Raw genomic sequence first — 26,010 nt, forward strand, 5'->3', positions numbered from 1 at the left:
TTTCTAGAGAGGATTAGAGGTCATAATTAGGCATACGCAAATATGCACCCTTTTTATAGAGTGAAAAAAGGGAGAAATCAATTCATATAAGACATATAGAAATGGCACCTAAAAATGTACAGACTAATCCTATCTAGACAAATGTTCATTTTAAAATAAAGTTTTAAAAGAATGTCTAAAAAAATAGGATTACTTATCCATTGTCTACGGTACCTTTCCTTTCTTAGTATGAAATGACTTGCTTCTTACAGTGTATGATGAAGATTTTCAAATGTCAATATCGATTTGGATGATATTCCCTTCTTTTTCTAAGAACAAAAAAACCTCAGCTGATCACAGCCGAGGATTCTTTTGTTACACGTATTGATTCACTTTACCTGTAAAATCAGGCAGCCACTCACCGTGAGCTTCAATTAAATCATCGCACATACGAATGATGTCATCCATGGATAATTCCGCATTTGTATGAGGATCTAGCATCGCTGCTTGGTAGATATGCTCTCTTTTTCTAGTGACCGCTGCTTCAATTGTTAGCAATTGAGTATTAATATTCGTGCGATTTAACGCCGCAAGCTGCTCAGGTAAGTCTCCTACATAAGTCGGCATAATACCGCTTCGGTCTACGACACAAGGAACTTCTACGCACGCTTTTGTCGGCAGGTTACTAATTAATCCTCCGGTATTTAATACGTTACCGGCAAATTTAAACGGCACGTTTGTCTCCATTGCTTCAATGATTCTAGAGCCGTACTCATGTGAACGTGTATGAGTTAACTGACTGTTGTTGACCATTTCCTCTCTCATTGATTCCCAATTGCTAATTTGCTCTTCGCATCGGCGCGGATATTCATCAAGAGGGATGTTAAACTGATCAACAAGATTTGGATATTTATGTTTAATAAAGTATGGGTGATATTCCGCGTTATGCTCAGACGATTCGGTAATATAATAACCGAACTTATCCATTAGCTCAAAACGCACCATATCGTGATGCTTTGTCTTTTGCTTTTCTTTTGCTAAACGCTTGATTTCTGGATATAAATCTTGTCCATCTCTTTTTACTTCTAGCAGCCATGCCATATGGTTAATACCTGCAATTTTCTCTTCTATTCCTTCATGATCCATTCCGAGAGAATCAAATAAATCTTTTGTACATACTTGAACACTGTGACAAAGGCCTACCGTCTTTACATTGGTATAGCGCAGCATTGCACCCGTTAGTGTTGCCATTGGATTGGTGTAATTTAAAAACAACGCATCTGGACATACTTCTTCAATGTCCTTTGCAAAATCAAATAGCACTGGAATCGTGCGCAATGATCTGAAGATTCCTCCAATTCCTACTGTATCTCCAATCGTCTGACGCAAGCCGTATTTTTTAGGAATTTCAAAATCAATGACGGTGCTTGGTTTGTATCCACCTACTTGAATCGCATTGATCAAATACTTTGCCCCCGTTAAAGCTTCTCTGCGGTTTAAATAGGCTTTAACAGTAATATTCACTTTATAGTTTTCTTTTAAATTATTTAGCATATTTTCCGAATCTCTTAAACGCTCAGCATCTATATCGTAAAGAGCAAATTCAAAGCCAGCTAAGGCAGGGACAAACATGCAGTCTCCTAAAATATTTTTTGCAAAAACTGTACTTCCCGCTCCAATAAATGTGATTTTAGACATCCTCATCTTCCTTCCTCGTATTGGTTAATTGGTTTTATCCTTTAACAGATCCTGATGAAAGCCCTGCAATAAAGTATTTTTGTAGCACTAAAAATAAAATAGTCATTGGAAGCATCGCAATAGTTGCAGCTGCTCCTACTAGGCTAAGATTATTTTGATTTTCGGCAAAAAAGCTTGCTAATGTAACGGTTAATGTATGCATTTCCTTATCTTGAAGGAAGAAAATTGCAAACTGATAGTCGTTCCAAATATAGACGCTGGCAATAATTAAAATGGATGCAGTAACAGGCTTTAACAGTGGAAATACGATTTTAAAGAAAATCGTTAATGTACCCGCACCGTCAATTCTTGCTGCTTCCTCAAGCTCTTTTGAAATAGTGGAGCGAATGAAGCCTGCATACAAAAAGATCGTTAGCGGCAAAAATGCTGCAACATTATTTAAAATAGCAATTTGGTACGTGTTCATCATTCCCATATTGACCACCATTTTGTACAGCGGAACCAACGCTGTTAAAGGCGGTATCACCATCACGGCAATAAAGATAAAATAGACGTACTTATTTAATTTCGTTTGGCGGCGCGCTAAAGGATACGCAGCCATTGATCCTAAAAAAATAAGCAGAATCGCCGAAACTAACGTAATGATAAACGTATTCATAAAAGAGTTTCCTAAATTAGCTTGCTCCCAAGCCGCTGTGAAATTTTCAAGATGTATGCTTTTTGGAAATACCCATTTTGAACTAAAATCCCCGGTTTCCTTTAAAGAAGTCGTAACTAGAATATAAAAAGGGACAATATGAACAAGCGTTATATAAAGAGCTAGAAAGGTAAAAAATCGTTTTTTTCGTTTATTTGTATAGTCCATCACGCTTCTGTCTCCTTTCGCTTAAAGTACAAAAGTGCTGATAAGCTGATTACTAAGATAATAAGCGCCATGCACACACCTTGAGTTGCTGCATAGCCGGCGTCTTGTCTTCTAAAATATAAATCATACATAAAAGTAGACATCGACTGCGATGCATCTCCAGGTCCTCCTCCCGTCAGCGCCACAATTACGTCAAACAGTTTTAAACCTCCGATAATATTTAAAACGACGTTAATTGTAATAGAAGGCATAAGCAATGGAAGAGTGATGTTTTTAAACTGCTGAAGAGCAGATGCTCCGTCAAGCTGTGCTGCCTCGTAGTAATCTTTTGAAATACTTTGCAGTCCTGCTAAATAAATTATCATCGCAATTCCAACGAATTGATACGTATTGACGAACACGATAATCCAAGAGTTGAGCTCCGGAGTTCCCAAAGCATTAATCTTCTCAAAGCCTAAAAATACAAGAAGGTCATTTAAAGCGCCTCCTTGGTAGGCAAAAAAGAAATACCAGATATACCCCATAATGATTGGGCTGATAATAACCGGAAGGTAGACAATTGTTCTCGTTAAAGCCTTCATTTTAATGCTTTGATTGAGAAGTAAAGCATATAACAAGCCAATAATATTTTGAAAAATGGTGCTGCCTATTCCGTAGAGCAGCGTATTTTTTATCACAAGCCAAGTCGTTGGATCTGCAAGCAAACGTTTATACTGCTGGAGTCCAACCCAATCGTATGTTTGTGAAAAACCATTCCAATTAGTAAAGGAAAGCCTAATTCCGTTAATAAAAGGATAGATAATAAAAACGGTGATAATTACTAAGCCGGGAAGATACATCCACCATAAAGAGGATTGTGTTTTAAATTTTTTCTTTCGTTTTTCCGTATCTCTTACTACGGAAACCCGCTCTTTCCTGACTAATTCATTCATCGTGTTCACTCCTATTTCAGCTTGTGATGAAAAGAAGCAGACGCCTCTCTCCCTGCTTCTTGGCGAACAAGGAACTTTTGCACATTATTTTATTGTTTACTCAGACGCTTGTACTCTTTTTCCATTTCCTTTGATAATTGCTTCGGCGTTAAACTTCCAGCTAGCAATTCTTGACCTGTAGAAGACATCACTGCCCACATGCCGCTCGGTAAATACTTTCGATCGAAGTATGGCTCTACTTTAATATCTTTATACTTATCGTAGTATTCAGAGTAGTAGTTTTGTGTTTTATTGTTTGTTAGAGCCGATGCTGAAGACGTTCCTTCTGCAATCTTTTTGGCAACTTCCGGCTGTGACACAAATTCAATAAATTTTTTGGCTTCTTTAAGGTGCTTAGAATCTTTCCATACAGCAAGGGTAAAGCGCTCTCCGCCAATCCAGCTTTGCGTACCACCTTTATGAATAGCCGGCACCGGTACCGTTCCTACTTTTACTTCAGGATTTAATTCTGTTGCATCCGGTCCAAGAGATCCTCCAACAAATGTGAAAGCAATTTTATTTTGAGCCATCAATTCCGCTACTTGAGATACTTTTGCGGTTAATACATCTTTATTCAGCAACCCTTTTTTCTTCATTTCTGCCATCGTTTCGGCTAGCGGCGTGTAGTTTGACCAATTAAACGTTCCTTTTTCCAACTGCTTAGCGTAGTTATTATTTTTTGCTGTAATAAGCTGAGGTGTAGCCAGCTGATCAAAAACTTGAGCAATATTGCCGTTTTCTCCTCCAGGAATCCATAGAGGTGCTACTTCCCCTTTGCTTTTCTTTTTTACTGTTTCTAACGCTGTTATAAATTCATCCATTGTGTTAGGAGGCTTTATTCCATATTTATCTAATAGCGTTGCATTATAGCTGATTCCATCTTTCGCTTGATTTAAAGGATACGCATACACTTTGCCGCTTTTATCTTTCAAAATTTGATTTAGCGCCGGATCTAAATGCTGAACCCAATCCATATCTTTTAAATCCGCTACGTACTCCCCGTAGCGAAGCTGCGACCAGCCGTGCGTATCAAATAAATCTGGCATATCATTTGCGCCCATTTTCACACGGAGCATATCTTCATAGCCGTTACCCGGAAAATTTGCATCAATTTTAATATCTGGATTTTGTTTTTCAAACTCTGCAATCGCGTCTTGAAGTGCTTTTCTCTCACCTTTATTACTCATCGTAGAAAAAAGCGTTAACGTCGTTTTACCATTTCCGCCTGTTGACGCTTCTTTCTTTCCGCAGCCCGCTGTCACAACAGAAAAGACTAGTAATAGAATGAAAAGATACATAAGCTTTTTCATTTATCTTCTTTCCTCCTTATACTCTATTAAATTGAAAATAACTGAATATTCAGCATTTTACTCACAGACAAATCCATTGCACAAAGAAATAAAGTCACTTATAATTTAATCCTATACTTTTACAAAGGTTCAAAGAGTCCTAGAGATGAGAAGGCTTCTTTTCATTTACATACTTATCTGCCAATAAGTATGTAACATTGTTTCTAGGGCTTTTTAACCTGCTTTTTCTATGGTTTTTTCTATTTTTCTATTTTTCTTCCCCCTTATCACTCTTTATGTATGAATTCTTCTTTTCTACCACCCCCTTTCAATCCTCGTTTTTAAAAATTTCGCGCTACTGTTTCTTGAGTGAAGCTCCACAGCTTTCACGATAAACTAGTTTAGTCGGCACCATGACTTTTAAAGGAACCGATCTGCCGCTTAACCGATCCACTAGCATTTTAACCGCCTGCCTTCCCATTTCTTCGGTATATACCTTAACCGTTGTGAGCGGCGTGCTCGCAAATGCTGCGATATCCACATCATCAAAGCTTACAATCGCTACTTCTTCAGGAACCTTTATATTTGATTGCTGCAAGGCACGCATCGCTCCTATCGCCATTGCATCACTTGCGATAAAAAATGCCTGTGGAAGATTTCCTTGCTTAATCGCTTTTCCCATCAGCTCATATCCCTCAGTCATTGAATATTCGCCGATATAAACTTTCTCAGAATCAAGCAGTTCTTTTTCATGCATAACGCGTTCAAAAACCGTTTGACGCTGGTCTTCAATAATAGAGCTTCCATTGATATAATGTTCTCTTTCTGTTCCTCCGATATAGCCAATTCTTTTATAACCAAGGTCAAATAAATGATTTAATGCATGTTTAGTAGCTTTCTCAAAATCAATCATGACCGAATCGTACAAATCCTCATCCGCTTTGTGATTAATAAAAACAATATTATCTAAATGATCGCTCACTTCTTGAACCGTTTCTGGACTAACTCTTCCTACTACAATCACTCCATCAAGATCCTGCAGCAGCTCTTCTTGCTTCATGCCTTTTAGCCTAAATGACTTTACTGTAAAAATTTCTTTTTCTGAGCATTCACTTTCTATTCCATGGCGAATAGAGGAGAAAAAAGGGTCTACTAACTCTTCTTCAAGAGACTGAGCAAAAATAATACCTATTCTTGGAGCCTCTATGTCTTTGCCGTTTGCCGTTCCTTTTCGTATCTTCACTGGCGTGTATTGCAGCTCCTTAGCTGCATGCAGAATGCGTTCACGAGTAACCTCAGATACAGAAAGCGTATGATCATTATTTAGTACTCTTGACACAGTTGAACTCGAAACATTAGCGTACGCCGCTATATCTTTTAAAGTTGCCATCTTTTTACCTCTCTATTATAATCTTCTATTTTTACTAAATATTTATCTGTTATATTGGAAGAATAGCACATTAATAAAACGCTTTCAATAAATATTTTTAAAATTTCAGTAAATTCATTAAAATATTCTCCAAAATTCTTCATTTCTTTTGTTAATACTCCCTATAAAATGACAAAAACACTACTATCATTACTTCAATTTTACCTCATCAAACTAAAATTGTAGTAAACTTTTAGTAAATATTATTTTTCATAAGAATTTGTTTGTTTTTGATATAAAACTGTTTATTGGGGAAAATAAAAGAAGAAATACTGATACTGATAAAGAAAGAGAGCGCATATGATTAGCCAACATTCCTATTTTCAACAATGTCTGCCTGCCATTCAGCAATTGCATATCCATACAAATTTCACTAAAGAACAGCTGTTGCAAAAAGACTTTTTAATCCGGCAAGAAAATGAACTAAGCATGTACTACTCGCCTCATAACGATTACATAAATCCAGACGCTCATATCGTCATTGCCGGCATCACACCAGGCTGGTTTCAAATGAAAACCGCTTTTAAACAATGCACTTCCAGTCTGTCTCAGCATCATTCACTTGAAGAAGTGCTGTATGAAACAAAAAAAGCCGCTAGCTTTAGCGGAACAATGAGAGTAAATTTAATAGAAATGTTAGATCAATGCGGCATTTCAAAAGCCATGGGCATTAATAGTGCCGCTGAGTTATTTGCTTCACAGCGAGATTTGCTGCATACAACGTCCGTCTTAAAATATCCTGTATTTTATAAAGGAAAAAACTATACCGGGCATCAGCCGCCAATTGAACGCTCATCGCTTCTTTCTCGCTATGCCTTTGAAGTGTTTCCACAAGAATTGAAAGAAGTGACGAATCCATGTTTAATTGTTCCCTTAGGAAAAGCGGTGGAACAGGTCCTAAGAAAACTTTCACGTGAACCTTCGCTTTCTCGGCATACGTATCTATTTGGCTTTCCTCATCCATCCGGAGCAAACGGACATCGAAAACGAATATTTGAAGAACACCTGAATAAATTTACGGAAACTGTAGAGAAGTGGGTTGCAAAAAGAAAGAGCTAAAAACGACCTTCAACTCTTTCTTTTTATAACATCTCCTTCTCTTTCTTCTATTTCTCGTTCAGTTTGTTCTTCATGAAACTCTTCTTCTGTTTGGGCAGCGAGATAGTCAAACGGCGTGTAATAATTACGGGGAAGCTTTCGATGCCAAACCGTTTTAACAATAATGACCATCAGCGGAATACTAACCATTAAAATAGCGACTAAAACTAGCAGCGAAAAAACCATGAATTATCTCCTCCTACTTTAACATGCTGCTTACTTTTGGTTATTGCACCTTTTCTCCTAAAACCATAAAGCGGATTTCCTACATTCTTTTACTTAAATTCAATCTATATTTAACATCATCAATATACGGGATTCATGGATGCTAAAGCCTCTCTTTTCAAAGAAACATGCTGGCTTGCGTTGGCCTCTTTCGGTAGACACATACGCTTCTTTTAATTCTTCATCGGTCAGTAAACGAATTTGAGTTTTCATCGTGTTTCTCCTTTTCCCCTCAACTTTCTTGAAACTCATTTATATATAAATCATTATATCGACGGTTTTATTTATATTGTTGTTCAGTTCTTTTGCTTCATCAATTACGTTTTTATTGTAGCCTTTCCAGCTAGATATTGCTTTTGTCATTTTTAAATTTTTTGTTGTATACGTTCCTTTTTCGGCTAGCGATAAATACTGATTAGGATTAGTAAGCAGTGCTAAACGGACAAGTCCACTTGGCGCTCAAGCACTCATCAAACTTGGTATATTTGGCGTGTCTTTTTTAAAATACTTCAACGCTTTTGGTAATGTGGGATCTATTCCAATGATTGCTTTTACTTCATCTCGATATTTGTTAGCGTAATACATGCTGTAAAGGCCAGAAACCGAGTGCGGCATTAATATATAGGGACCCTTTATACCCGACTTTTGGAAAGCTTCTCTCATTTCACTTATAATATTTTCTACGGTGCGCCTTTTATTCGTAACGCCACTCCATCCGTATCCAAATGGCTCTACTACCACAACTTTATTGTTCTTCGACAGTTCATTTACTAAAGGTTCAAAATCCAATGCAGGAGCAGCCGTTCCCAAGCCGCTCATTAGTACAATTGTATTTTGTCCTTTACCTTTTGTATATACATGAATATCTCTGCCATCAACCTCCACTAATTGACCAATGGGCGGGTACTTTTTCTTTTCCACCGCTGTCATAATTTGATTTGTCACAACCCAAATAATGCATATGCCTAACATAGCTACTATTATGTTTCTTAATATTCTCAAGAACTTAAACTTTTTTTGCACTTTTACCTCTCCTCTCCGTAAGCAGCAGCTAACAAGCAGATGCAAACGCTAATGAACCTTTAGCACTTCTTACTTACTATGACGCTTCAAAAAATGTTTAGTTCTATTTCTTCTATAAAATTTTAAAAGAATGATAGCAGCTTACTTCAGCACTCAACGAAAAAAAGGTCTCTTCTGATGAAAGAGACCTTTTAACATTTACTAAAAAGAGAATAATAAAAACTGTAACCCCTTTATTTTATGGCTAAACGTATAACTGAGGCTACGTTTTTAGCCGTTCTTTCAATATTTTCATCAGCTTTTTCCAGCGCTTCTGACAGAGTCACTACCCCTGGCACGACGCTAAATAAAGCATAAATACCGTGTTCATACACAGCTTCGCTTCCCGCTCCAATGCTCCCTGCTATTGCTATCACGGGAACGCCATACTTTTTCGCTGTTTTAGCTACGCCGATGGGTGTTTTTCCGTAAATGGTTTGACCATCTATTCTTCCTTCACCGGTAATGACAAGATCGGCATCCTTAACATAGCTTTCTAGCTGAGTTGCTTCAATAACAATGTCTACACCGGGTTTTAATTCAGCGGATAAAAATGCCAGCAAGCCGCCGCCAAGTCCTCCGGCTGCTCCAGCACCAGGAACGTTCTGGATATGAATATGCATTTCTTTTTGAATAACCGCTGCGTAATGAGCTAGATTACGGTCAAGCTGTTTAACCATATCAGAAGTTGCTCCTTTTTGAGGCCCAAATACTGCAGATGCTCCGGTTTCACCCGTTAACGGATTGTCTACGTCGCACGCCACTTCTACTTTGACTTCAGCAAGCCGAGAATCCAGGTTTGTAAGATCAATAGAAGCTAACTGATCTAAGCTGCCGCCTCCTTCTTTAATTTCTGCTCCTTTAGCATCAAGAAGTTTTGCGCCTAAAGCTTTTGCCATACCGGCTCCTCCATCATTTGTAGCGCTTCCTCCAATGCCAATAATTATATGCTCTACTTTGTGATCCAACGCTTTAAGAATCAGCTCGCCGGTTCCTCGCGTTGTTGTTATAAGCGGATTGCGCTTATCGATAGGGACATGATGAAGGCCTGAAGCAGCTGCCATTTCAATAACAGCCGTTTTGCCCCCGCCAAGAATTCCGTAAAAAGCTCCCACCATTTCTCCTAACGGCCCAATTACCCTCGTTTGTATTATTTCGCCACCCGTCGCGTCTACAAGCGACTGAACGGTTCCTTCCCCTCCGTCTGCCATAGGCACTTTACTAGTTTCCGCGTTAGGAAAATGAGTTTTTATTCCTTTTTCCACGGCTTCACAAACGTACAGAGCCGTTAGGCTTTCTTTAAATGAATCCGGTGCAATAACAATTTTCATGCGCAAACACTCCTTTTTATTTTTAGCCGTATAGCTTAAATACACCAAATATAAGCGTGGATATAATCGCCATAATGAGGCCGATAAGCGATTCGTAAGGTATTAATTTCAAACGTTCTTTCATTTTCATGTTTACACTTCCGCCCGTTGCGTGGAAAAAGCTTCCGTGCGGAAGGTGATCAAGTACGGTCGCTCCGGCATGAACCATAGCAGCTCCGGCTAAAGCAGAAACGCCTAGTTCTAAAATCGTCGATCCAAAAACTTGGCTTGCTACTGCTGTTCCTGCAGTTGTCGAAGCGGTTGCGGCCGACATAAAAACACCTGAAACCGGGGCTAAAATATAAGCTGGCAATCCAATGGCCGACAAGCCGTGAATAATAACATCTTTTAACTGAGAGTTAGCAATGATTCCCGCTAATGTCCCCGTTCCGAGAAGCATAATGGCTACACCTGACATTTTCCCTAACCCTGAAATAGCGTATGTATTAAGCTGTTTTCCTTTTTTCATCACAATGGCACCAACAATTCCTCCTGCAGGAAGCGCAACCATCGGATCGATATTAAGATCAAAAAGCGGTCGCAGCGCCAGCAGCACAATAGTAACAATTGGTGCTATGATGGCCGTTAAAAATAGCGGCAAGTTGCTTGAATCCACTGTATCTATTTCCTCAAGTTGAACCATTGTTCCTTTTTTCACTAATCGTTTGGCTACTATATAAGTGGCCGTTACGCCAAATATAGCGGGAATAATTCCCGCAGCCATTACAGATGTAAGCGGAATATTAAATGCATCCGAAGCAGCAATAGCGTTAGGATTAGGAGACATTAAATTTCCGGCCTTTCCTCCTCCGATCATCGCTAATAAAATAGCTGGCTTTGACATACCCGTACGCTTAGCAATGGCTAAAGCAATAGGTGCCACTGTGATAACAGCAACATCAACAAACACGCCTACTGTCGTAAGAATAAGTGTGGCTAGCGCTAGAGCTAAAAGCGCTTTTGTTTCCCCTAGTTTTTTTACAATGGTTTCTGCTATAACCGCTGCAGCACCTGATTCTATTAATACCCCAGCCAATACCCCAGCTGCAAGAATTCGCAGCACTGCTGGAATGATGTCTTGTGCTCCTTCAATCATTAAATTAACCGTATCAGCAATATTAACTCCGCCAATCAGTCCTCCAATTAAAGCCCCTGCTATCATTCCGTATGCGGGAGCCACTTTCTTTAAGATTAATATAATGGCAATCACTAATGCACAAATAGCACCTAATGCGCTTACTTGAACGTCCATAAAGCATCTCCTTCCTTATTTATCCTATTCTTAGCATTAATTGTAAGCGCTGTCTCTGATTCTTTCATTAGTCATTTCAACAGAAAAAGACCTTACTATCGCAAGATCTTTTATGCACGTGCACAATTATGAAATGGTTGATAGAAGCATCGCTACATACAGTTCGAGAAGGTCTTTTACTTTTCTTGGATCTTTTCCCGTGATATCTTGAATTTTATCTAGACGGTAGCTTAGCGTATTTCGATGTATAAAAAGCTTTTTAGCTGCCGTGCTTCCTTCGCCATTTTCCTCTATGTATATCTTTAACGTTTCGATAAGTTCTTTTTTCTTGTCGTATTCCTTAAGCTTCTCATAATGATGCAAAAGATCATGATTTTCTTGAAAACCGGCACGTTGACGTAACAGTACAGGAATTTGATAATCAGAATAGCAGTAGAAAGTAGCTTCTGGATGAAGCTTTGAACCGACGGCAAGCGTATCTTTTGCCTGCTGATACGATACATGAAGACCTTTAAAGTCCGCTTGAACAGATCCTGCAGATAGCTTATAGGAGAAATCGAACGCACGAAGCTGTTTTTGCAGCTGTTCAACATAGCGGCTAGCGCTGCCGGCTTCTATAGATTTTAATAGGACCACTCCGTCTGGAAGCATAGCATATAAGTCATTATTAGCTATGTATTTCTTTATGAGCTTCATAACTTTATGGCGGTTTTCCGCTGTAACAATGAGTGCTATTCTTGGAAGGTATAAATTAATATCAAAACGATTCGCTCGGTCAAAAAATAAGGAGTCAAGCGGCTCTTCTTGTTGAAGAAGCTGATGAACCAGCTCCTCTTTTAATCGTTCATCCCATTGGATTTCTTCTATTAAAATCATTTCTTGAAAAATCATTTCAGACGCCATACGCACGAGCTCTCCATAATTACGGATCTGTTCTGGCAGTCCTGTTAATCCCACAACGCCAACAATGTCTTCGTTGAAGAAAATAGGCAAATTCACGCCCGGTTTGGCTCCGCGCAGTGAGTCAGCCTGCTGCTGGGTAATTTCATACGGGCTGCCGTTTTTTAATACCATTAACGCTCCTTCATGAATATGATTGATTCGCTTTTTGTCACCCGAACCAATAATGACTCCTTTTTCGTTCATCACGTTAATGTTGCAATCGATAATCTCCATTGTTCTACACACAATTTTTTGAGCTAATTCTTTTGTTACATATCTCAACATTTCCCCACCCTTTGTCTCTATGAAGTAAAATCCCAACTTTTTGTGAGAGATGATTTGCATTTAATGAAAAATTTGCGATACTTCATTATAATATACGTATAAGCAAAACCACATATTTGAAACCGCTACCAAAACAGTACATATAGGAGGATGAAAGAATGACCATCTCAAAACTAGTTTTTACCCCTCTTAGCTATACAGGATGGGGATCACTTCAGCAACTGCTTCCGGAAGTAAAAAAATATCACCCTGCTCATATTCTAATCGTCACAGATCCTGTTTTAAAAGACATTGGACTTGTAGATAAAGTGATTTCTCCTCTTATCAAAAATGGATACGAAATAGATGTATATGCAGATACGGCACCAGAGCCCCCTTTAGTCCTTGGTGAAAAACTCGTATCCTATGCAAAAAGCCGAAAATTTGATTTAGTCATTGGAGTGGGCGGCGGCAGCGCATTAGATTTAGCAAAACTTACGGCAGTTTTAGCCGTTCATGACGGAGCTGTAGAAGAATACTTGAACTTAACTGGCACGAAACAAATTACGAAAAAAGGTCTTCCAAAAATTTTAATTCCTACTACTTCCGGCACGGGCTCAGAAGTAACGAATATTTCTGTGCTGTCTCTTGAAAGCACCAAAGACGTTGTGACCCACGACTATTTGCTTGCGGACGCTGCGATTGTAGATCCTGAGCTTACGCTGAGCGTGCCTCCTAAAGTAACGGCGGCTACAGGGGTTGATGCATTAACTCATGCCGTTGAAGCTTATGTATCGGTGAATGCAAATCCAGTGACAGACGCCTTAGCGCTGCAGGCCGTAAGCATGATCAGCTCTTCTTTAAGAGCAGCTGTAGAAAATGGTGAAGATAAAGAAGCGCGAACTCAGATGAGCTACGGAAGCTACTTAGCAGGACTTGCTTTTTTTAATGCAGGTGTTGCCGGTGTCCATGCGCTTGCCTATCCGTTAGGTGGGCAGTTTCATATTTCTCACGGTGAATCAAACGCCGTATTGCTTCCATATGTTATGGGCTATATCCGCAGCAGCTGCGTGGCAAAAATGCGGGATATTTTTGAAGCACTAGGCGGAAACGCTAACTTCTTATCGAAAGAAGAAGCTTCTTATCAGTGTATACAACAGCTGCAATCCTTTGTCAAAGACGTCGGTATTCCTCAGACGCTCCGCGGATTTGACATTCCAGAAAGTGCACTGCAAAAGCTGATCGAAGATGGCATCCAGCAAAAACGAATTCTCGCTCGCAGTCCTTTGCCTCTTCATGAAAAAGACATACGAGCCATTTATCAATCGGCTTATGATGGCGCTATCATAGAACCTCTGCACTAAAAAACTCCCCCTTACACAAGGGGGAGTTCTATTCATGCGGCTTTGGCCGTTGTAACAAAACGATTCTCTTTAGGGTCACTAGGCTGGCAGAATAAAACAATTAGCCAAATTGCAAATTTATAGTTTATATATCCTTTTTATTCAAAAAACAAACCGTGAAAAGGAATAAATAACGACGTTTTTTACACAAAAGAAAAACTCCTTTTAAGAAAGAAGTTTTTCTTCACACATCATGCTTTTTTCTATTTAATCAAATCATTTCGGTCTTCCATACTTGGCGGTTCCTCAACCCATCCGTTTTTGGCCATGATTTTTCCTCCGTCTTGCCCGTATGTTAAAATGTCTTTGGCCGTACTGACAAGCGTAAAAGGAAGATCTCCTCGCAAGCTAAACACAGTGCCTAGAGCATTGCTTCCTAGCCCAAAGCTGCAGAACAAACTTATGCAGTACATCATTAGTTTACTGAAAAAAGTGCTACTTTTGACTCCGTCGCTTTGGCTCCCCAAGTAGCAGGCGTCTGAATGTCGCTTTGCAAAAGAATTTTGCTATAATCACTTACAATTTTCTTAGCTAACTCTTTACCTTTCACAAAATACTTCTTTGCTTCAGGTTCACTTGCTACTTGAGCAAACCCTGTGATCATTTGTATGCCAAGAACGTTGGTTTCTATAGCGTAATAAATATGTGCTACTTCTACAGTATTTAATGCACGTTTACTTGAAAACAAATGAATCCCATTCATGTAATCTGTACCTTCAGCAAACTTAGCTGTTTTAGATACTGAGGCAGCAGGAGGTCTTGGAAGCACGTCTTTTTCTTGAAGATAATCTACACATTTGTCATATATGCCTTGCTTGAAAGCGGTAAGCTCTTTATATAAAAGGATCATGTCTTTTCTATAGGACATGGTTAAATACAGCGTATGCAGCTCCATACTAATTTCTTTTAAAAGACGAAGAAACATAATATCAAACATCTTATCATAGAGTTTACGTCTTTTTCTGTATATCCAACCGGTATGGCAGCCCCTTCATTTTGTAAAATTGTTTTGATGTCCTCAATATAGTTCACCATTTGCATGTGCGTATCTTGCATAATTTCTTTCGCCCTGTCATCTTCTGCCTGTGTAATAAAATATTCCAACATCCTTCGAATCATTGTTTTTGCTGATAAGTCATCCAAAGAGTGGCGATTTCACTTGAACTTAACGGTATTTCTTGACTCATACACTAAACCTCCTGCTAGAGCTATATACGTAGAGTGCTATTTATTCAAGAGTGGTATTTGTAATGAAGACTTTATTCTAGACCTTACCATTTCTCTACGTAGTTAAATACAAAACTCTGTCGCTTCCTTCATTTAATTCTGCTCCATTTATTATGCACAAACTGGAAGAATTCTATGTATTTGCCCCCACTTTTAAATGAAAGAAACAAAAAAAGCCCCTTTTCATTAAAGGCGCTTTTTTGAAGAAAACGTTTTTATTCCATCGTATCAGAAATTCTTCTGTAGCTTCCGCATTTTTTTAGATATTGAATAATATCTTGATCTTTTACACGCTGAATAGCTGATCCAAATAGCTCTGCCGCTACCTGCATGCGTTCATGTTTATGTTCAATGGTCATAATATATCGAAGCGCATCCACAACCGGTGCATTGTGACGTGTACGACGAGTTATGTACTCGTGAATAGCTTCATTTAACTCTTCCGATTCCGCTTGTTGAAACTCAGGCTTTCTTACCGCTTGACTATATACCACTTTTTTGCCACTCCTTCTCTTCATAAATTTCAATAAATATGTTTATCTATTTCTTCCATTTCCCCAATAAAAGTAAATGAAACATGCTATTTCTATTTTTTATCAAAAAATTTTTTTCCATCTAGCTCCAACAGTCGTTTATGTATCCAAATAGCGGCTTGTAACCCTTCTCCCATCGCTAATGTAACTTGTTCAGAGTGCGCCACAATGTCTCCTGCTGCCCATACGTTTGAAACATTCGTTTCTTTTGTACGGGGATTTACGGCAATATGCTGATTTTCCAAAAGTTCTACTCCGAGATCATGTCCTAATTCTGTTCGCACTTTATTTCCTCCAAATGCTAAAAACCCTCTTTCTGCATAGACGGCTTCATCATTTTGAAGAACTACTCCTTTTAACATTCCAGCCTCGGCTATGACTTTTTTTATTGCTTCTTCTTTATAGGTAATTTCTTTTTGCATCAAGGTGTTTGCTAAAGATCCAATCTCTTTTTTGTCATGATTAATATACGTAATATCATTTGTCCAATATGTTAATACAAGAGATAAGTTGGCTCCTGCTTTTCCCGACCCTATCACTAATACTCTTCTATTATTTACTTCGTACCCGTCGCAGTCGGGACATACATATACCGTTTTTCCCATACAGGGATATAACTCTTGCTGAAGTTCAAGCGGAACCCGGTCCACAACTCCGGTCGCAAGCAGTAATGTAGTTGCTTCGTAGGTATAAGAGTTTGTAATAACGTGAAATCCGGCTAATTCTTTTTGACATTGAATAACACGATCTTCTACAAATTGAATGCCATAACTTTTGGCTTGCTTTCTTCCCGTTTCTCTTAAAGTTTGCCCGCTTATTCCCGCAGGCCACCCCAATATATTTTGATAATTTTTGCAGAGATTGGAACGTCCATCGTTTGAATCAATAACCAATACATTGCGCTTATATCTTCCAAGCTGAATAGCGGCTTGAAGTCCTGCAATTCCTCCACCTATAATGACGCAATCATACTTGTCTGTCACAGCCCATCACCTCAGCTCTTATTATTTTTTAAACGAAAGCTTCAGTTTTTCATTATCTGTTTTTCTATTATTTTTATACGCTTAATTGTCTTTATTTTTTTTTGAAGTCATTCTAAACACGAAAAAAGCCGCCTCAGCAGCTGCACTGCCTAGAGACGACTTTTTATAACACAAGAAAAAATGATGCTACTCATTTTTCTCTCCTGTTTCTTTTTTGTTAATTTTAGTAATAAGCTCTTCTTCATATACTTCACTATATTTTCCATAACGTAGACGACTATGACAGTTTGGACAGAGAGCTGCAGCGTCTTTTGTCCTAGCCAGTCCGCCTTCTGAAAGCTTTGATATATAGTACATTTGCAAAAATGTGCTTCCATCTCTTGCGATAAACGGCGCGCTTTCTCCGCAAGCTTCACAGATACCTCCCGCGCGTTTGTGAACATATTGTTTAAGAGCTGCCGTTTGTTCATAAACACTTGTTTTTTTTTCTTTCTCTAACGCTATATGACGAAGTTGTTCAGTTGAATAAGCTGAAACATCCAGCTTTGCTGCTTTTTCCTCGATTACAGGATTTCGTTCAAGTTCAAAAATAATCGCTTCACGCAGCTCTCCATCTGAGTCCCACATAATTTCTAATTGATGATTGATATACGTCACTTCATCAATAAACTCGACCACTCCAGGCTCCACGTAGTGAAACAAATAAACGGCTTTTCCCGACTGAAAATGTTCACGAAGCGCTTTATTGCCTTTAATGAGCTGCATGGATCCTCTTTGACCTTCTCCAGTATAAAAAAAAGAGGTTTTATCTTTATTCCATCCGTGTCCTGTTCCGTATTCACTTCCGCTTTCTCTTGTGAAAATAAAAATATATGGATACGCTTTTGGCGTTGATATTTCGCTTTGTTCTTGTCCTTTATAAAGCTTATGAATTTGTTTTCTGCGATAACGTTGTCCTTTTTGGAAGAAATCTCCGCGCTGTAAATCCGTAATCAATGAATTGCCTCCTACTGCGGTCCTGCTTTTATAGTACTTATAGCTCTACTATACACTAATTTTTGTTTTCTTTGCAGATCGTTTCCTCTATCTATTGAATTTATATCATGCAAAAAAAGCAGCTGTATGAGCAGCTGCTTTTTAACCATAGTCAATTTTGCACCGTGTAGTCTTCTCCCAGCCATTTTGTACTGAGTTTTTTTAGCGTACCGGCTTTTTTCAGCTTTTTAATCGCTTGGTCGACTTCCAACTTTAGCTTTTCGTCTTTTTTGTTAAACATAAAATAAACTTTTGAATTAATCACAATATCTCCAACCGTTTTTTGCTGAAATTTCAGCGCTTGATTGCTAAAGTCGATGGAAAATGGTGTTGCAAGCGTAGCATCTGCTCGGCCTGTTTTTAATTGAGTTGTGGCATCATCAGCACCTTGACCGGCGTATACTACATCGATTTTATTGCCATGTTTTTTATTGTATTTGTCTAGATAGACAGCCGCGTTGCTTGTAGCTCCTACAATCATTTTTTTACCTTCTAAACCTTTTAATGAATGAATATCATTTCGATTTTTAGGAACCGTTACATAAAGCGGAGAATAATTATACGTTTCATCATTAAATAAAAACTTTTTCTTTCGCTCAGCGTTCTGAGCCATGTTATGAGCGATCATATCAATTTTATTGCTTTCTAAGCTGAGAAGCAGATTTGAAAATTCCATTGTTTTAAATTCAAATTTATAATTTTTTAACTCTTTGTCAATCGCTCTTACTACTTCTACATCATATCCAGTCAGTTTACCTTTATCATCAATGAAGCAAATGTTAGGAAACTGAGTGCCGGTCCCAACGACAATCGTTTGAACGTCTTTTTCTTTCTTTTCTCCTGCACTTGAAGATGCGGTTGTTCCGCAGCCTGCCACGCTCACAGCTACTACAATCGAAAGTAAAAACAGCCAATATTTTTTCATACGTTCCTCCCCTGAATCTATATGTTTGTAATAAAAAGAGGCTCTTGATAAAGTATCTGCTTCATCAAGAGCCTCTGGTTAACCAGTGGGCTTACTTCGTGTAAGATTATTCACATCATAATACTAGTTAACCGATAAATCAAGTGGGTTTTGAGAAAAGATTATCTTGACAGCTCAGTGTCTACCGCTTAAGATACAACTAATAAAACAATGGAACTACATATCTACCAGTCAACTGGAGGCAAATGGACACGATAATAAGTGTACGTTTGCTTTTTTTATTGTCGTCCACCATTTTATCTTTTGGAGGTAAAACGTATGAAATTTGCTTTATTTAGCCTTATTCAAAACATCCCGAACCCGGTTACTGGAGAAACATTGACTGCTCAAGAAAAGTTTCATCATGTGTTAAATCAAGCAGTGCTGGCAGAAAAATTAGGTTTTGACGCTTACGGAGTCGGCGAAAGACACGGAGCTCCTTTTTTGTCTTCTTCTCCTCCCGTAGTTTTAAGTGCAATTGCTGCTAAAACGTCTCGTATTCGTCTTCTTACTACCGTTACCGTTTTAAGTATTTTAGATCCTGTACGAGTAGCTGAAGATTATGCAACGCTTGATCATCTATCGGGTGGACGCCTTGAACTGATTATCGGAAAAGGCAATGACCCGCGTCATTATCCGCTTTTTGGCATTACGGAAGAAGAGCAATGGGAGTCTCTTGCTGAAAGATATGCTCTTTTGAAACAGCTTTGGATAGAGGAAAATGTCACGTGGAGCGGCCGTTATCGTCCGCCTTTAACAAACGTCACGACTCAGCCGCGCCCGTTTCAGCCTTCTATTCCCGTTTGGCATGGAAGCGCGTCAAGCCCGCTGTCTACAGAGCTTGCGGCTAAATACGGAGAACCGCTATTTTCATCCAATTCTTTTCACCCTCAGGCTAAATATAAAGCGCTGATTGACCATTACCGTGAACGTTTTGCTTATTATGGCCATGATCCAAGCAAGGCCATTGTCGGTTCAGGGGCCAGCAGCCTATATATTTCTGATACAACGGAAGAAGCAATTCGCCGCTATCGCCCCTACTATAACGCGTTTAGCAATACAGAGGCAGCCAAACATAATCAATCGCCGTTCACGTCACTCGAAGATATCGTTCAACATGGCCCTGCTTTAGTAGGAAGCCCTGAGCAAATCATTGAAAAAATAATAGACTATCACAGCGCTTATGGAAACGAAGTGCTGAGCATCAGCGTAGATGGTCTAAGCGAAGCAGAACAGCGCGAACAGCTAGAGCGTTTTGCAAGTGATGTTGTACCAGTTCTTCAGAAAGAAATTCCCAGCAGCGTATGGGAAAATGCAAAAAAGAAAACTCCTTTTTAACAGGAGTTTTCTTTTTAATTAAAAACAATCCGCACGTTTAGTTTACTAACTTTTCAAACTAAAAAAATACTATATTTAAGACGCTTTGGTGTCTGTATCGTAAATATTGGCTGTTACCTTGCTTCTTTGACAAAGTAAAATAAAAAGCCAAATGTTTCCGATAAATGGAATCATACCGATGAAATACCACCAGCCGCTTCTTCCCATATTATGCAAGTCGTCGGACAATGAGAAACCCTCTCTTTGTCTACTAAATTAAAATACTAATGGTTAAAAGCCTACGCAACTTTATTCGGTACATTAAAACGATTTAACTGCGACTCACTTCTTAGACAAAGAAGAATTAACAGACAAATACTTCCGGCAATCGGAATAATACTAATGAGCTGCCACCAACCGCTTCTTCCTATGTCATGCAGTCGGCGCGCTGTCACAGCAAGTGATGGAATGAAGACTGCAACAAGGTATTATACGCAAAAACGGAGGCATCTCTGTCATAATTTCAATAGCTGAAAGCACACACCACATAATAAAATTAAATAAGACAAACATCCAATACTCTGTACGCGTTGCTCTTCCTTGAAACGTTGCATAGTTTTTTAGTACATGTAAATACCATTTCATACAAAAACCTCCTTTTTCAAAACGAATTTTGTAAGACAAGCTTACTAGCAGTAATTACCTTAGCATACTAAAAATTATTTTCATATCCTATTTTTTGAAAAAATCCCAAATGGTAATGTAGATATAGGATAGAGATGGATAATAGTTAGTAATAAATACCTGAAAATTTCAGATAAAAAACCATTTTATTGCTATAATTACTTTTAATTAATAAAATGTTCTTTTATACCAAAAAATCTGCCATATTAATAAACACGGCAGGCTCTATCTTTACTTATGTTCGGTAAAAGTAAGGTCCACATGAACTTTCATGGGTGATCACATACGTCCACGTGAAATCTTTATCAACAACATATAAATCGTCTAAATACATGTTTGTATTTTCACTTAAATCAGCGGTTGTTAGATGCTTACATTTAGACAGCTGCAGCACTCGTTCATCATGCTCAAACAATAAATAACAGTCGTGCTTTATTTGCTGCTCGAACGCTTGAATCGTTTGTTCTCCTTGTAAACAAACTAGCTTCTCATAGCTAAATGCATGCCATAGGAATTTATCCATGTAAATTTCCTTTTTTTGCGATCCGCTTAAAGAACTCGCAAATTCATTTTCCCATCGTTTACGAAAAAGTTCACCTTGCTTCGGCAATTTCTTAACAAACGGTCCTTTTTTCTTTAACACATCTTTCATTTTCACTGTGCTTTCTCATCCTTTATCCTGTATTCATTTCTTTTTATCGGCTTCTCCGTTTATTTGTCCACTCGTATCTGTGCGCTAGATTCCCTGCTTTTTGACCAAATTCATTTTATAAAACACAGGCTTTAATGTGCACAAAAACAACACAACCGTACTTAAAAGCATCAACAAGCTTCCACCAATTACAGCTCCTTGAATCGAAAAAATGTGCGCAGCCATTCCGCATAGAAAGGTCATAATAATGATCAGCAGTGACTCAAGCAGTCCATATATACTTCCTACTCGCCCCATCATGTTAACAGGGATGCTGTTTTGATAAAAGGTTTGAAAACCTGCACTGGCAAAAGCTAATGCAAAGGATAAGCTAAAAAACCCTGCGCTAATGGTTTGAAAAGAAGACGAACACGCATACAGCAAATAGCCAAGCGACACTCCTACACTGCCGGCACCTATCAGAAAGTTCGTCGACAGCTTATTAGCAAACAGTGTATTCACAACTGCTCCAATCATAATGCCAGCGCCTGCTATGCTCACTAAAAACCCGTACTCTCTTTCTGACAGCTTGATTACGTTTGTTGCAAACGAAACTTCAAGTGAATCAATTGCCGTAGCCATGACTATTAAAAAGCTGAACAACACATAAATTGTCATAATATATTTGTTCGTTTTACTAAAACGAAACACCGCTTTCCAGTCTTCTTGAATGGTGTTTACAGACAGCTTATTTTCTTTAACTTCTGTTTTTATATCTAAGTTTGGCATAAACAAAGTAACCACTCCTGACAACACCAGAGCTGCAGCATTGGCATAAATAGCAAATGCAGGTGTCCCAATCATAAATAGCGCGCCTGCTGCGGCTGGTCCAAGAAGGAAACCGCCTGAGTCAATCAAACTGCGCAATGAATTAAATCTCTTTCGCTTCTCGTTTGGAATAAGCTTTGTGATATAGACCATCGATGTAGGACGAAACATCGAACTTGCCATACTGATGATAAACACAAGCGTATAAATGACAAGAATAGATGAGAAAAACGGAAGGCAAACAATAATCCCGGCGCGCATCCAATCTAGAAACATCATAAGCTTCCGTTTGTTCATGCGGTCAATTAAGCTTCCAGACCATATATTTGTCCATAGTGCAGCAAGCGGCTTTATCATGTATAGCCCTGAAACCGCAAGCGGCGAATTCGTCATATCAAGCATCATTAAATTTAAGGCGATTAAATAAATCCAGTCGCCGATATTGCTAGTGCCAATTCCAAACAGCAATAAAAACGGGTATTTCCAAGACAGCAGCTTATTTTTCATAAAAGAAAGGCCTCCGCTCCATTATTGATTTTAGTCAATAAAAAAATCCCACCCCCAAGACATGTGTCTTAGGGGCGAGATTACTAGTCGCGGTGCCACCCTAGTTTGTTCATATGTCACCATATAAACCTTATCGAGTACGGCTTTCGCTTATACTCTAGCTTTGTAACGGAAGCAACCGTCGCACTATCACGTTAGATCCAATGCGCTGCTCAGAGGCTTGCTTCAACGGCGTTCTTCCTGCTCCTTTTCAGCTTCCGGAGCTCTCTGCTAAGAATACACGCTGTCTACTTTTCTCTTCACGGCATTTAATTTCTAACATCTTACCATTATTATCTATTTATTGTAAATACTTTATTTTAAAATCATTTTTTGCTGCTGAGAAAAGAATAGTCGGTATCCTAGATATACAAAATAAATGATGGAAGCGACCAGCACGATTCCCCACATATTGTACATATCCTTGTTTTCCCATACGCCTGTTAGTGAAAACAGAGCTGGAATCGTCAACGTCACCCATGACTGCACAATCGCCACTTTCCCTACATATACGGATACATCTCTTTTGCTCATATTGAGCACATAGAATAAAAACCATAAAAATGACCAAAGAATCCATGTAATGGCGTTAACTACGTCATGATAGTGAATAAGAGATACCGTCACATATACTAAAGCGATAATAGATACCCAAAGCGAGTAATAGCCAAGCCCTGTTCCTTGCATTCCTTTTAATACCGTCACGCCTAAATATAAATACGTAAGGCCAAATAAAAAAATCGCCGTTCTTTCATATAAAACCCAGTTGCTTTGATCTGACGTAATGATTAAATAAAATGGAGCAATAACTTGAAAAGCTCCAACAAATAAGTTGAATACGCCTACGTTTTTTTCATCTGCTTTTCCAAGCAGCATCAGTCCGTTTAAAAATAAAGCTGCGCCTGACAGCAATAGTCCAATTTGATCCATTTTTCAGTAAGAAAAGCCCCCAGCTTTTCTAGTCCTCCTCTGTATCGATGTTTTTCTTTAGGATGTGCGGAGTTTCAGTTTACATGTAAAAAGAAAAAGCAATTCCTTTTGAAAAGGAAACTGCTTTTCTTTCTGTTTCTATTACACTTATAAAATAAAGCTGACAACAATCGCTGACAGTACGCTTACAAGCGTAGCTCCGTACAGTAAACGAAGACCAAAGCGCGCTACTGTATTTCCTTGCTTTTCGCTTAAGCCTTTAACAGCTCCTGACACGATGCCAATTGATGAGAAGTTAGCAAATGATACTAAGAATACGGATACAATTCCAAGTGTTTTAGCACTGAATGTTGAGGCCATATCCGACAGACTCATCATTGCCACAAATTCATTTGTTACAAGTTTTGTTGCCATAATTCCACCCGCTGCTACCACTTCTGAAGCAGGAACACCCATGATGAATGCAAACGGTGCAAACACATAGCCAAGCAGATGCTGAAATGACAGACCAAATAACATTTCAAACACGTTATCAATCGCAGCCATCAGCGCAACGAAGCCGATTAGCATCGCACCCACGATAATCGCTACTTTAAATCCATCCATAATATATTCTCCAAGCATTTCGAAGAACGTTTGCTTATGACCTGTTTGTACTTCTAAAATATCTTCTTGATCCGTTACTGTATAAGGATTAATGATAGAAGAGATAATAAATCCACCAAATAAGTTAATCACAATCGCTGTTACTACATATTTTGGTTCAATCATTGTCATATAAGCACCGACAATGGACATTGAAACAGTCGACATAGCTGATGCACAAAGCGTATATAAACGGTTTGGCGGCAGTTTGTCTAATTGCTTTTTAACGGTAATAAATACTTCTGACTGACCTACAATCGCAGAAGCTACTGCATTATAAGACTCTAATTTTCCCATTCCGTTAATCTTGCTGAGAACTAAACCAATCCATTTCATAATGAAAGGAAGAATTTTAAAGTGCTGCAAAATTCCAATCAAGACAGAGATAAAAACGATTGGAAGCAGTACGTTTAAGAAAAACGGCATTGATCCTTTATTCGCTATGCCCCCAAATACGAACTCTACTCCTTGGTTTGCGTATGAAAGCAGCTTTCCAAAGACGCTGGCAATGGCATTAATAATAATCAAGCCAAACTTTGTATTTAGAAGTAAAGCTGATAAAAGAACTTGAATAACAACCATAATGATAATTGGTTTATATTTGATTTCTTTACGGTTATTACTTGCAAGATACGCTAATCCAAAGACAACGAGTAACCCTAAGATGCCAATTAAATATTTCATAGTATCCTCCACTGCTTACTTATTTTTGTAAGTCTTTTGATGAAAAATAGCCTGGTAAGATTTCATTGATATTTGTAATCACAAAATCTCCTTTTACGTTTGCTAAGATAATTTGTGTGTTATCATCACAGAACTCAGCTAATACTTGTCTGCATGCGCCGCAAGGAGAGATTGGTCCGTCCGTATCACCTACAACTGCGATAGCTGAAAACTGCTTGTCCCCTTCTGAAACAGCCTTAAAAATCGCTGTTCGCTCAGCGCAATTTGTCAATCCATAGGAAGCGTTTTCAATATTACATCCACGATAAATCTTTCCATCGGTTGTCAAAAGAGATGCACCAACATGGAAATGAGAGTATGGTACATGTGCTTGTTTGCTTGCTGCGATTGCTTCGTTTATTAATTGTTTTGGCTCCACCGTCATCACCCTTTGCTTAGTTTACAGCAGGTTAGCTAGTACTAACCTGCTGTCATTTATTAATAATCAGAGTTGCTTAATTCACCTTTTGCAATTGATACGCCAGAGCTTGCACCAATACGTGTTGCACCTGCTTCAATCATTGCTTTTGCATCTTCTAAGCCTCGAACGCCGCCAGAAGCTTTTACACCTACATCTGGTCCAACCGTTTTTCTCATAAGCGCTACGTCTTCTACCGTTGCGCCTCCTGTTGAGAAGCCCGTTGACGTTTTAACAAAATCAGCACCCGCTTTTACAGCTAGCTCAGAAGCTTTTGCTTTTTCTTCGTCTGTTAAAAGAGCTGTTTCAATGATTACTTTTACTAGTGCTTTGCCTTTTGCAGCATCTACCACCGCTTGAATATCGCTTTGCACTAGGTCATAGTTTTTATCTTTTAACGCGCCGATGTTGATCACCATATCTACTTCATCTGCACCGTTTTCAATTGCATTTGTTGTTTCGAATGCTTTAACTGCTGAAGTAGTAGCTCCAAGAGGGAAGCCAATTACCGTACACACTTTTACTTCTGGAGCATCTTTTAATAACTCAGCTGCTTTTTTTACCCACGTTGGATTTACACAAACCGAAGCGAATGAATATTCTTTTGCTTCTTGTGCTAAAACCGTAATTTGCTCTTCTGTTGCGTCTGCTTTTAATAATGTATGATCAATAATACCCGTAATGTTTTGACTCATTTTG

Annotated in this window: 26 protein-coding genes, 2 pseudogenes and 1 other annotated feature; of the genes and pseudogenes, 3 read left to right on the plus strand and 25 right to left on the minus strand. The window is 38.7% G+C overall.

What is annotated here, in order from left to right; translation table 11 throughout:
* Nucleotides 1–354: 354 nt before the first annotated feature.
* The 6 genes from ACLHDF_RS21135 to ACLHDF_RS21160 form a co-directional block, all read right to left on the minus strand.
* Nucleotides 355–1,677 carry an alpha-glucosidase/alpha-galactosidase gene (locus ACLHDF_RS21135; protein ID WP_413920596.1) on the minus strand — a complete coding sequence of 441 codons (1,323 nt, stop codon included), beginning with the start codon at nt 1,675–1,677 and terminating at the stop codon, nt 355–357.
* A 34-nt stretch (nt 1,678–1,711) separates the two neighbouring features.
* The gene (locus ACLHDF_RS21140; protein WP_413920676.1) at nt 1,712–2,542 is read right to left on the minus strand and encodes a carbohydrate ABC transporter permease; all 831 of its coding nucleotides are present in this window, start codon (nt 2,540–2,542) and stop codon (nt 1,712–1,714) included.
* Nucleotides 2,542–3,474 carry a carbohydrate ABC transporter permease gene (locus tag ACLHDF_RS21145; RefSeq protein WP_413920597.1) on the minus strand — a complete coding sequence of 311 codons (933 nt, stop codon included), beginning with the start codon at nt 3,472–3,474 and terminating at the stop codon, nt 2,542–2,544. The genes ACLHDF_RS21140 and ACLHDF_RS21145 overlap by 1 nt, the downstream gene beginning before the upstream one ends.
* 89 nt (nt 3,475–3,563) lie before the next feature.
* Nucleotides 3,564–4,823 carry an ABC transporter substrate-binding protein gene (locus ACLHDF_RS21150; RefSeq protein ID WP_413920598.1) on the minus strand — a complete coding sequence of 420 codons (1,260 nt, stop codon included), beginning with the start codon at nt 4,821–4,823 and terminating at the stop codon, nt 3,564–3,566.
* Nucleotides 4,824–5,157: 334 nt separating this feature from the next.
* The gene (locus ACLHDF_RS21155) at nt 5,158–6,192 is read right to left on the minus strand and encodes a LacI family DNA-binding transcriptional regulator (protein WP_413920599.1); all 1,035 of its coding nucleotides are present in this window, start codon (nt 6,190–6,192) and stop codon (nt 5,158–5,160) included.
* Complete coding sequence (locus ACLHDF_RS21160; protein ID WP_413920600.1) at nt 6,180–6,335, minus strand: hypothetical protein; 156 nt, start codon at nt 6,333–6,335, stop codon at nt 6,180–6,182. Before ACLHDF_RS21160 ends, ACLHDF_RS21155 begins: the two co-directional genes overlap by 13 nt.
* A gap of 196 nt (nt 6,336–6,531) precedes the next feature.
* On the opposite strand from ACLHDF_RS21160, the gene ACLHDF_RS21165 reads away from it, so the two are divergent.
* Nucleotides 6,532–7,290, plus strand: a complete 759-nt coding sequence (locus tag ACLHDF_RS21165) for a uracil-DNA glycosylase family protein (protein ID WP_413920601.1) — start codon at nt 6,532–6,534, stop codon at nt 7,288–7,290.
* 9 nt (nt 7,291–7,299) lie between these two features.
* On the opposite strand, the gene ACLHDF_RS21170 is transcribed toward ACLHDF_RS21165, so the two are convergent.
* The 6 genes from ACLHDF_RS21170 to ACLHDF_RS21195 form a co-directional block, all read right to left on the minus strand.
* Nucleotides 7,300–7,515 (minus strand): DUF3951 domain-containing protein, encoded by a 216-nt coding sequence (locus ACLHDF_RS21170; RefSeq protein WP_413920602.1) that lies wholly within the window; start codon nt 7,513–7,515, stop codon nt 7,300–7,302.
* 99 nt (nt 7,516–7,614) lie between these two features.
* Nucleotides 7,615–7,767: a hypothetical protein gene (locus ACLHDF_RS21175; RefSeq protein ID WP_413920603.1), complete on the minus strand. Its 153-nt coding sequence runs from the start codon at nt 7,765–7,767 to the stop codon at nt 7,615–7,617.
* Nucleotides 7,768–8,013: 246 nt separating this feature from the next.
* The gene (locus ACLHDF_RS21180) at nt 8,014–8,577 is read right to left on the minus strand and encodes an alpha/beta fold hydrolase (protein ID WP_413920604.1); all 564 of its coding nucleotides are present in this window, start codon (nt 8,575–8,577) and stop codon (nt 8,014–8,016) included.
* A gap of 233 nt (nt 8,578–8,810) precedes the next feature.
* A complete protein-coding gene (locus ACLHDF_RS21185) occupies nt 8,811–9,947 on the minus strand; it encodes a glycerate kinase (RefSeq protein ID WP_413920605.1) in 1,137 nt (378 codons plus the stop codon).
* 22 nt (nt 9,948–9,969) lie between these two features.
* Entirely contained in the window at nt 9,970–11,238 is a 1,269-nt protein-coding gene (locus ACLHDF_RS21190) for a GntP family permease (protein WP_413920606.1), read from the minus strand.
* 126 nt (nt 11,239–11,364) lie between these two features.
* Nucleotides 11,365–12,465, minus strand: coding sequence for a sugar diacid recognition domain-containing protein (locus ACLHDF_RS21195; protein WP_413920607.1), 1,101 nt, complete (start codon nt 12,463–12,465; stop codon nt 11,365–11,367).
* Nucleotides 12,466–12,623: 158 nt separating this feature from the next.
* Here ACLHDF_RS21195 and ACLHDF_RS21200 point away from each other — a divergent pair, with 158 nt between their 5' ends.
* Complete coding sequence (locus ACLHDF_RS21200) at nt 12,624–13,808, plus strand: iron-containing alcohol dehydrogenase (protein ID WP_413920608.1); 1,185 nt, start codon at nt 12,624–12,626, stop codon at nt 13,806–13,808.
* Nucleotides 13,809–14,050: 242 nt separating this feature from the next.
* Here ACLHDF_RS21200 and ACLHDF_RS21205 read toward each other — a convergent pair.
* The 5 genes and pseudogenes from ACLHDF_RS21205 to ACLHDF_RS21225 all read right to left on the minus strand — a co-directional run bounded on the left by ACLHDF_RS21205 (nt 14,051) and on the right by ACLHDF_RS21225 (nt 18,550).
* Nucleotides 14,051–15,034 (minus strand): annotated as a pseudogene (locus ACLHDF_RS21205) (DUF3231 family protein).
* A gap of 255 nt (nt 15,035–15,289) precedes the next feature.
* Complete coding sequence (locus ACLHDF_RS21210) at nt 15,290–15,568, minus strand: hypothetical protein (protein WP_413920609.1); 279 nt, start codon at nt 15,566–15,568, stop codon at nt 15,290–15,292.
* A 92-nt stretch (nt 15,569–15,660) separates the two neighbouring features.
* Complete coding sequence (locus ACLHDF_RS21215) at nt 15,661–16,590, minus strand: NAD(P)/FAD-dependent oxidoreductase (RefSeq protein ID WP_413920610.1); 930 nt, start codon at nt 16,588–16,590, stop codon at nt 15,661–15,663.
* A gap of 186 nt (nt 16,591–16,776) precedes the next feature.
* Nucleotides 16,777–17,586, minus strand: coding sequence for an HNH endonuclease (locus tag ACLHDF_RS21220; protein ID WP_413920611.1), 810 nt, complete (start codon nt 17,584–17,586; stop codon nt 16,777–16,779).
* A gap of 151 nt (nt 17,587–17,737) precedes the next feature.
* On the minus strand, nt 17,738–18,550 hold the full coding sequence (locus ACLHDF_RS21225) for a transporter substrate-binding domain-containing protein (RefSeq protein ID WP_413920612.1): 813 nt from the start codon (nt 18,548–18,550) through the stop codon (nt 17,738–17,740).
* 318 nt (nt 18,551–18,868) lie between these two features.
* Between ACLHDF_RS21225 and ACLHDF_RS21230 the strand changes: the two genes are divergently transcribed.
* Entirely contained in the window at nt 18,869–19,927 is a 1,059-nt protein-coding gene (locus tag ACLHDF_RS21230; RefSeq protein WP_413920613.1) for an LLM class flavin-dependent oxidoreductase, read from the plus strand.
* A gap of 75 nt (nt 19,928–20,002) precedes the next feature.
* Here the strand turns inward: ACLHDF_RS21230 and ACLHDF_RS21235 are convergent, their stop codons facing one another.
* From ACLHDF_RS21235 to deoC, 8 genes and pseudogenes are all read right to left on the minus strand, one after another.
* Nucleotides 20,003–20,155 carry a DUF805 domain-containing protein gene (locus tag ACLHDF_RS21235; protein WP_413920614.1) on the minus strand — a complete coding sequence of 51 codons (153 nt, stop codon included), beginning with the start codon at nt 20,153–20,155 and terminating at the stop codon, nt 20,003–20,005.
* A gap of 50 nt (nt 20,156–20,205) precedes the next feature.
* Nucleotides 20,206–20,551: pseudogene (locus tag ACLHDF_RS21240) on the minus strand (DUF805 domain-containing protein).
* A 274-nt stretch (nt 20,552–20,825) separates the two neighbouring features.
* Complete coding sequence (locus ACLHDF_RS21245) at nt 20,826–21,242, minus strand: DUF4275 family protein (RefSeq protein ID WP_413920677.1); 417 nt, start codon at nt 21,240–21,242, stop codon at nt 20,826–20,828.
* An 84-nt stretch (nt 21,243–21,326) separates the two neighbouring features.
* Nucleotides 21,327–22,556 carry an MFS transporter gene (locus tag ACLHDF_RS21250; RefSeq protein ID WP_413920615.1) on the minus strand — a complete coding sequence of 410 codons (1,230 nt, stop codon included), beginning with the start codon at nt 22,554–22,556 and terminating at the stop codon, nt 21,327–21,329.
* A gap of 67 nt (nt 22,557–22,623) precedes the next feature.
* Nucleotides 22,624–22,868: a binding site (T-box leader), on the minus strand.
* 42 nt (nt 22,869–22,910) lie between these two features.
* Nucleotides 22,911–23,525 carry an AmiS/UreI family transporter gene (locus ACLHDF_RS21255; RefSeq protein ID WP_413920616.1) on the minus strand — a complete coding sequence of 205 codons (615 nt, stop codon included), beginning with the start codon at nt 23,523–23,525 and terminating at the stop codon, nt 22,911–22,913.
* A 147-nt stretch (nt 23,526–23,672) separates the two neighbouring features.
* On the minus strand, nt 23,673–24,854 hold the full coding sequence (locus ACLHDF_RS21260) for a NupC/NupG family nucleoside CNT transporter (protein WP_413920617.1): 1,182 nt from the start codon (nt 24,852–24,854) through the stop codon (nt 23,673–23,675).
* A gap of 19 nt (nt 24,855–24,873) precedes the next feature.
* Nucleotides 24,874–25,272 (minus strand): cytidine deaminase, encoded by a 399-nt coding sequence (locus ACLHDF_RS21265; RefSeq protein ID WP_413920618.1) that lies wholly within the window; start codon nt 25,270–25,272, stop codon nt 24,874–24,876.
* A 59-nt stretch (nt 25,273–25,331) separates the two neighbouring features.
* Nucleotides 25,332–26,006 (minus strand): deoxyribose-phosphate aldolase, encoded by a 675-nt coding sequence (gene deoC / locus ACLHDF_RS21270; protein WP_413920619.1) that lies wholly within the window; start codon nt 26,004–26,006, stop codon nt 25,332–25,334.
* Nucleotides 26,007–26,010 lie beyond the last annotated feature (4 nt).

Origin of the sequence: Priestia megaterium (assembly GCF_046599315.1) — a bacterium.
GTDB lineage: Bacteria > Bacillota > Bacilli > Bacillales > Bacillaceae_H > Priestia > Priestia megaterium_F.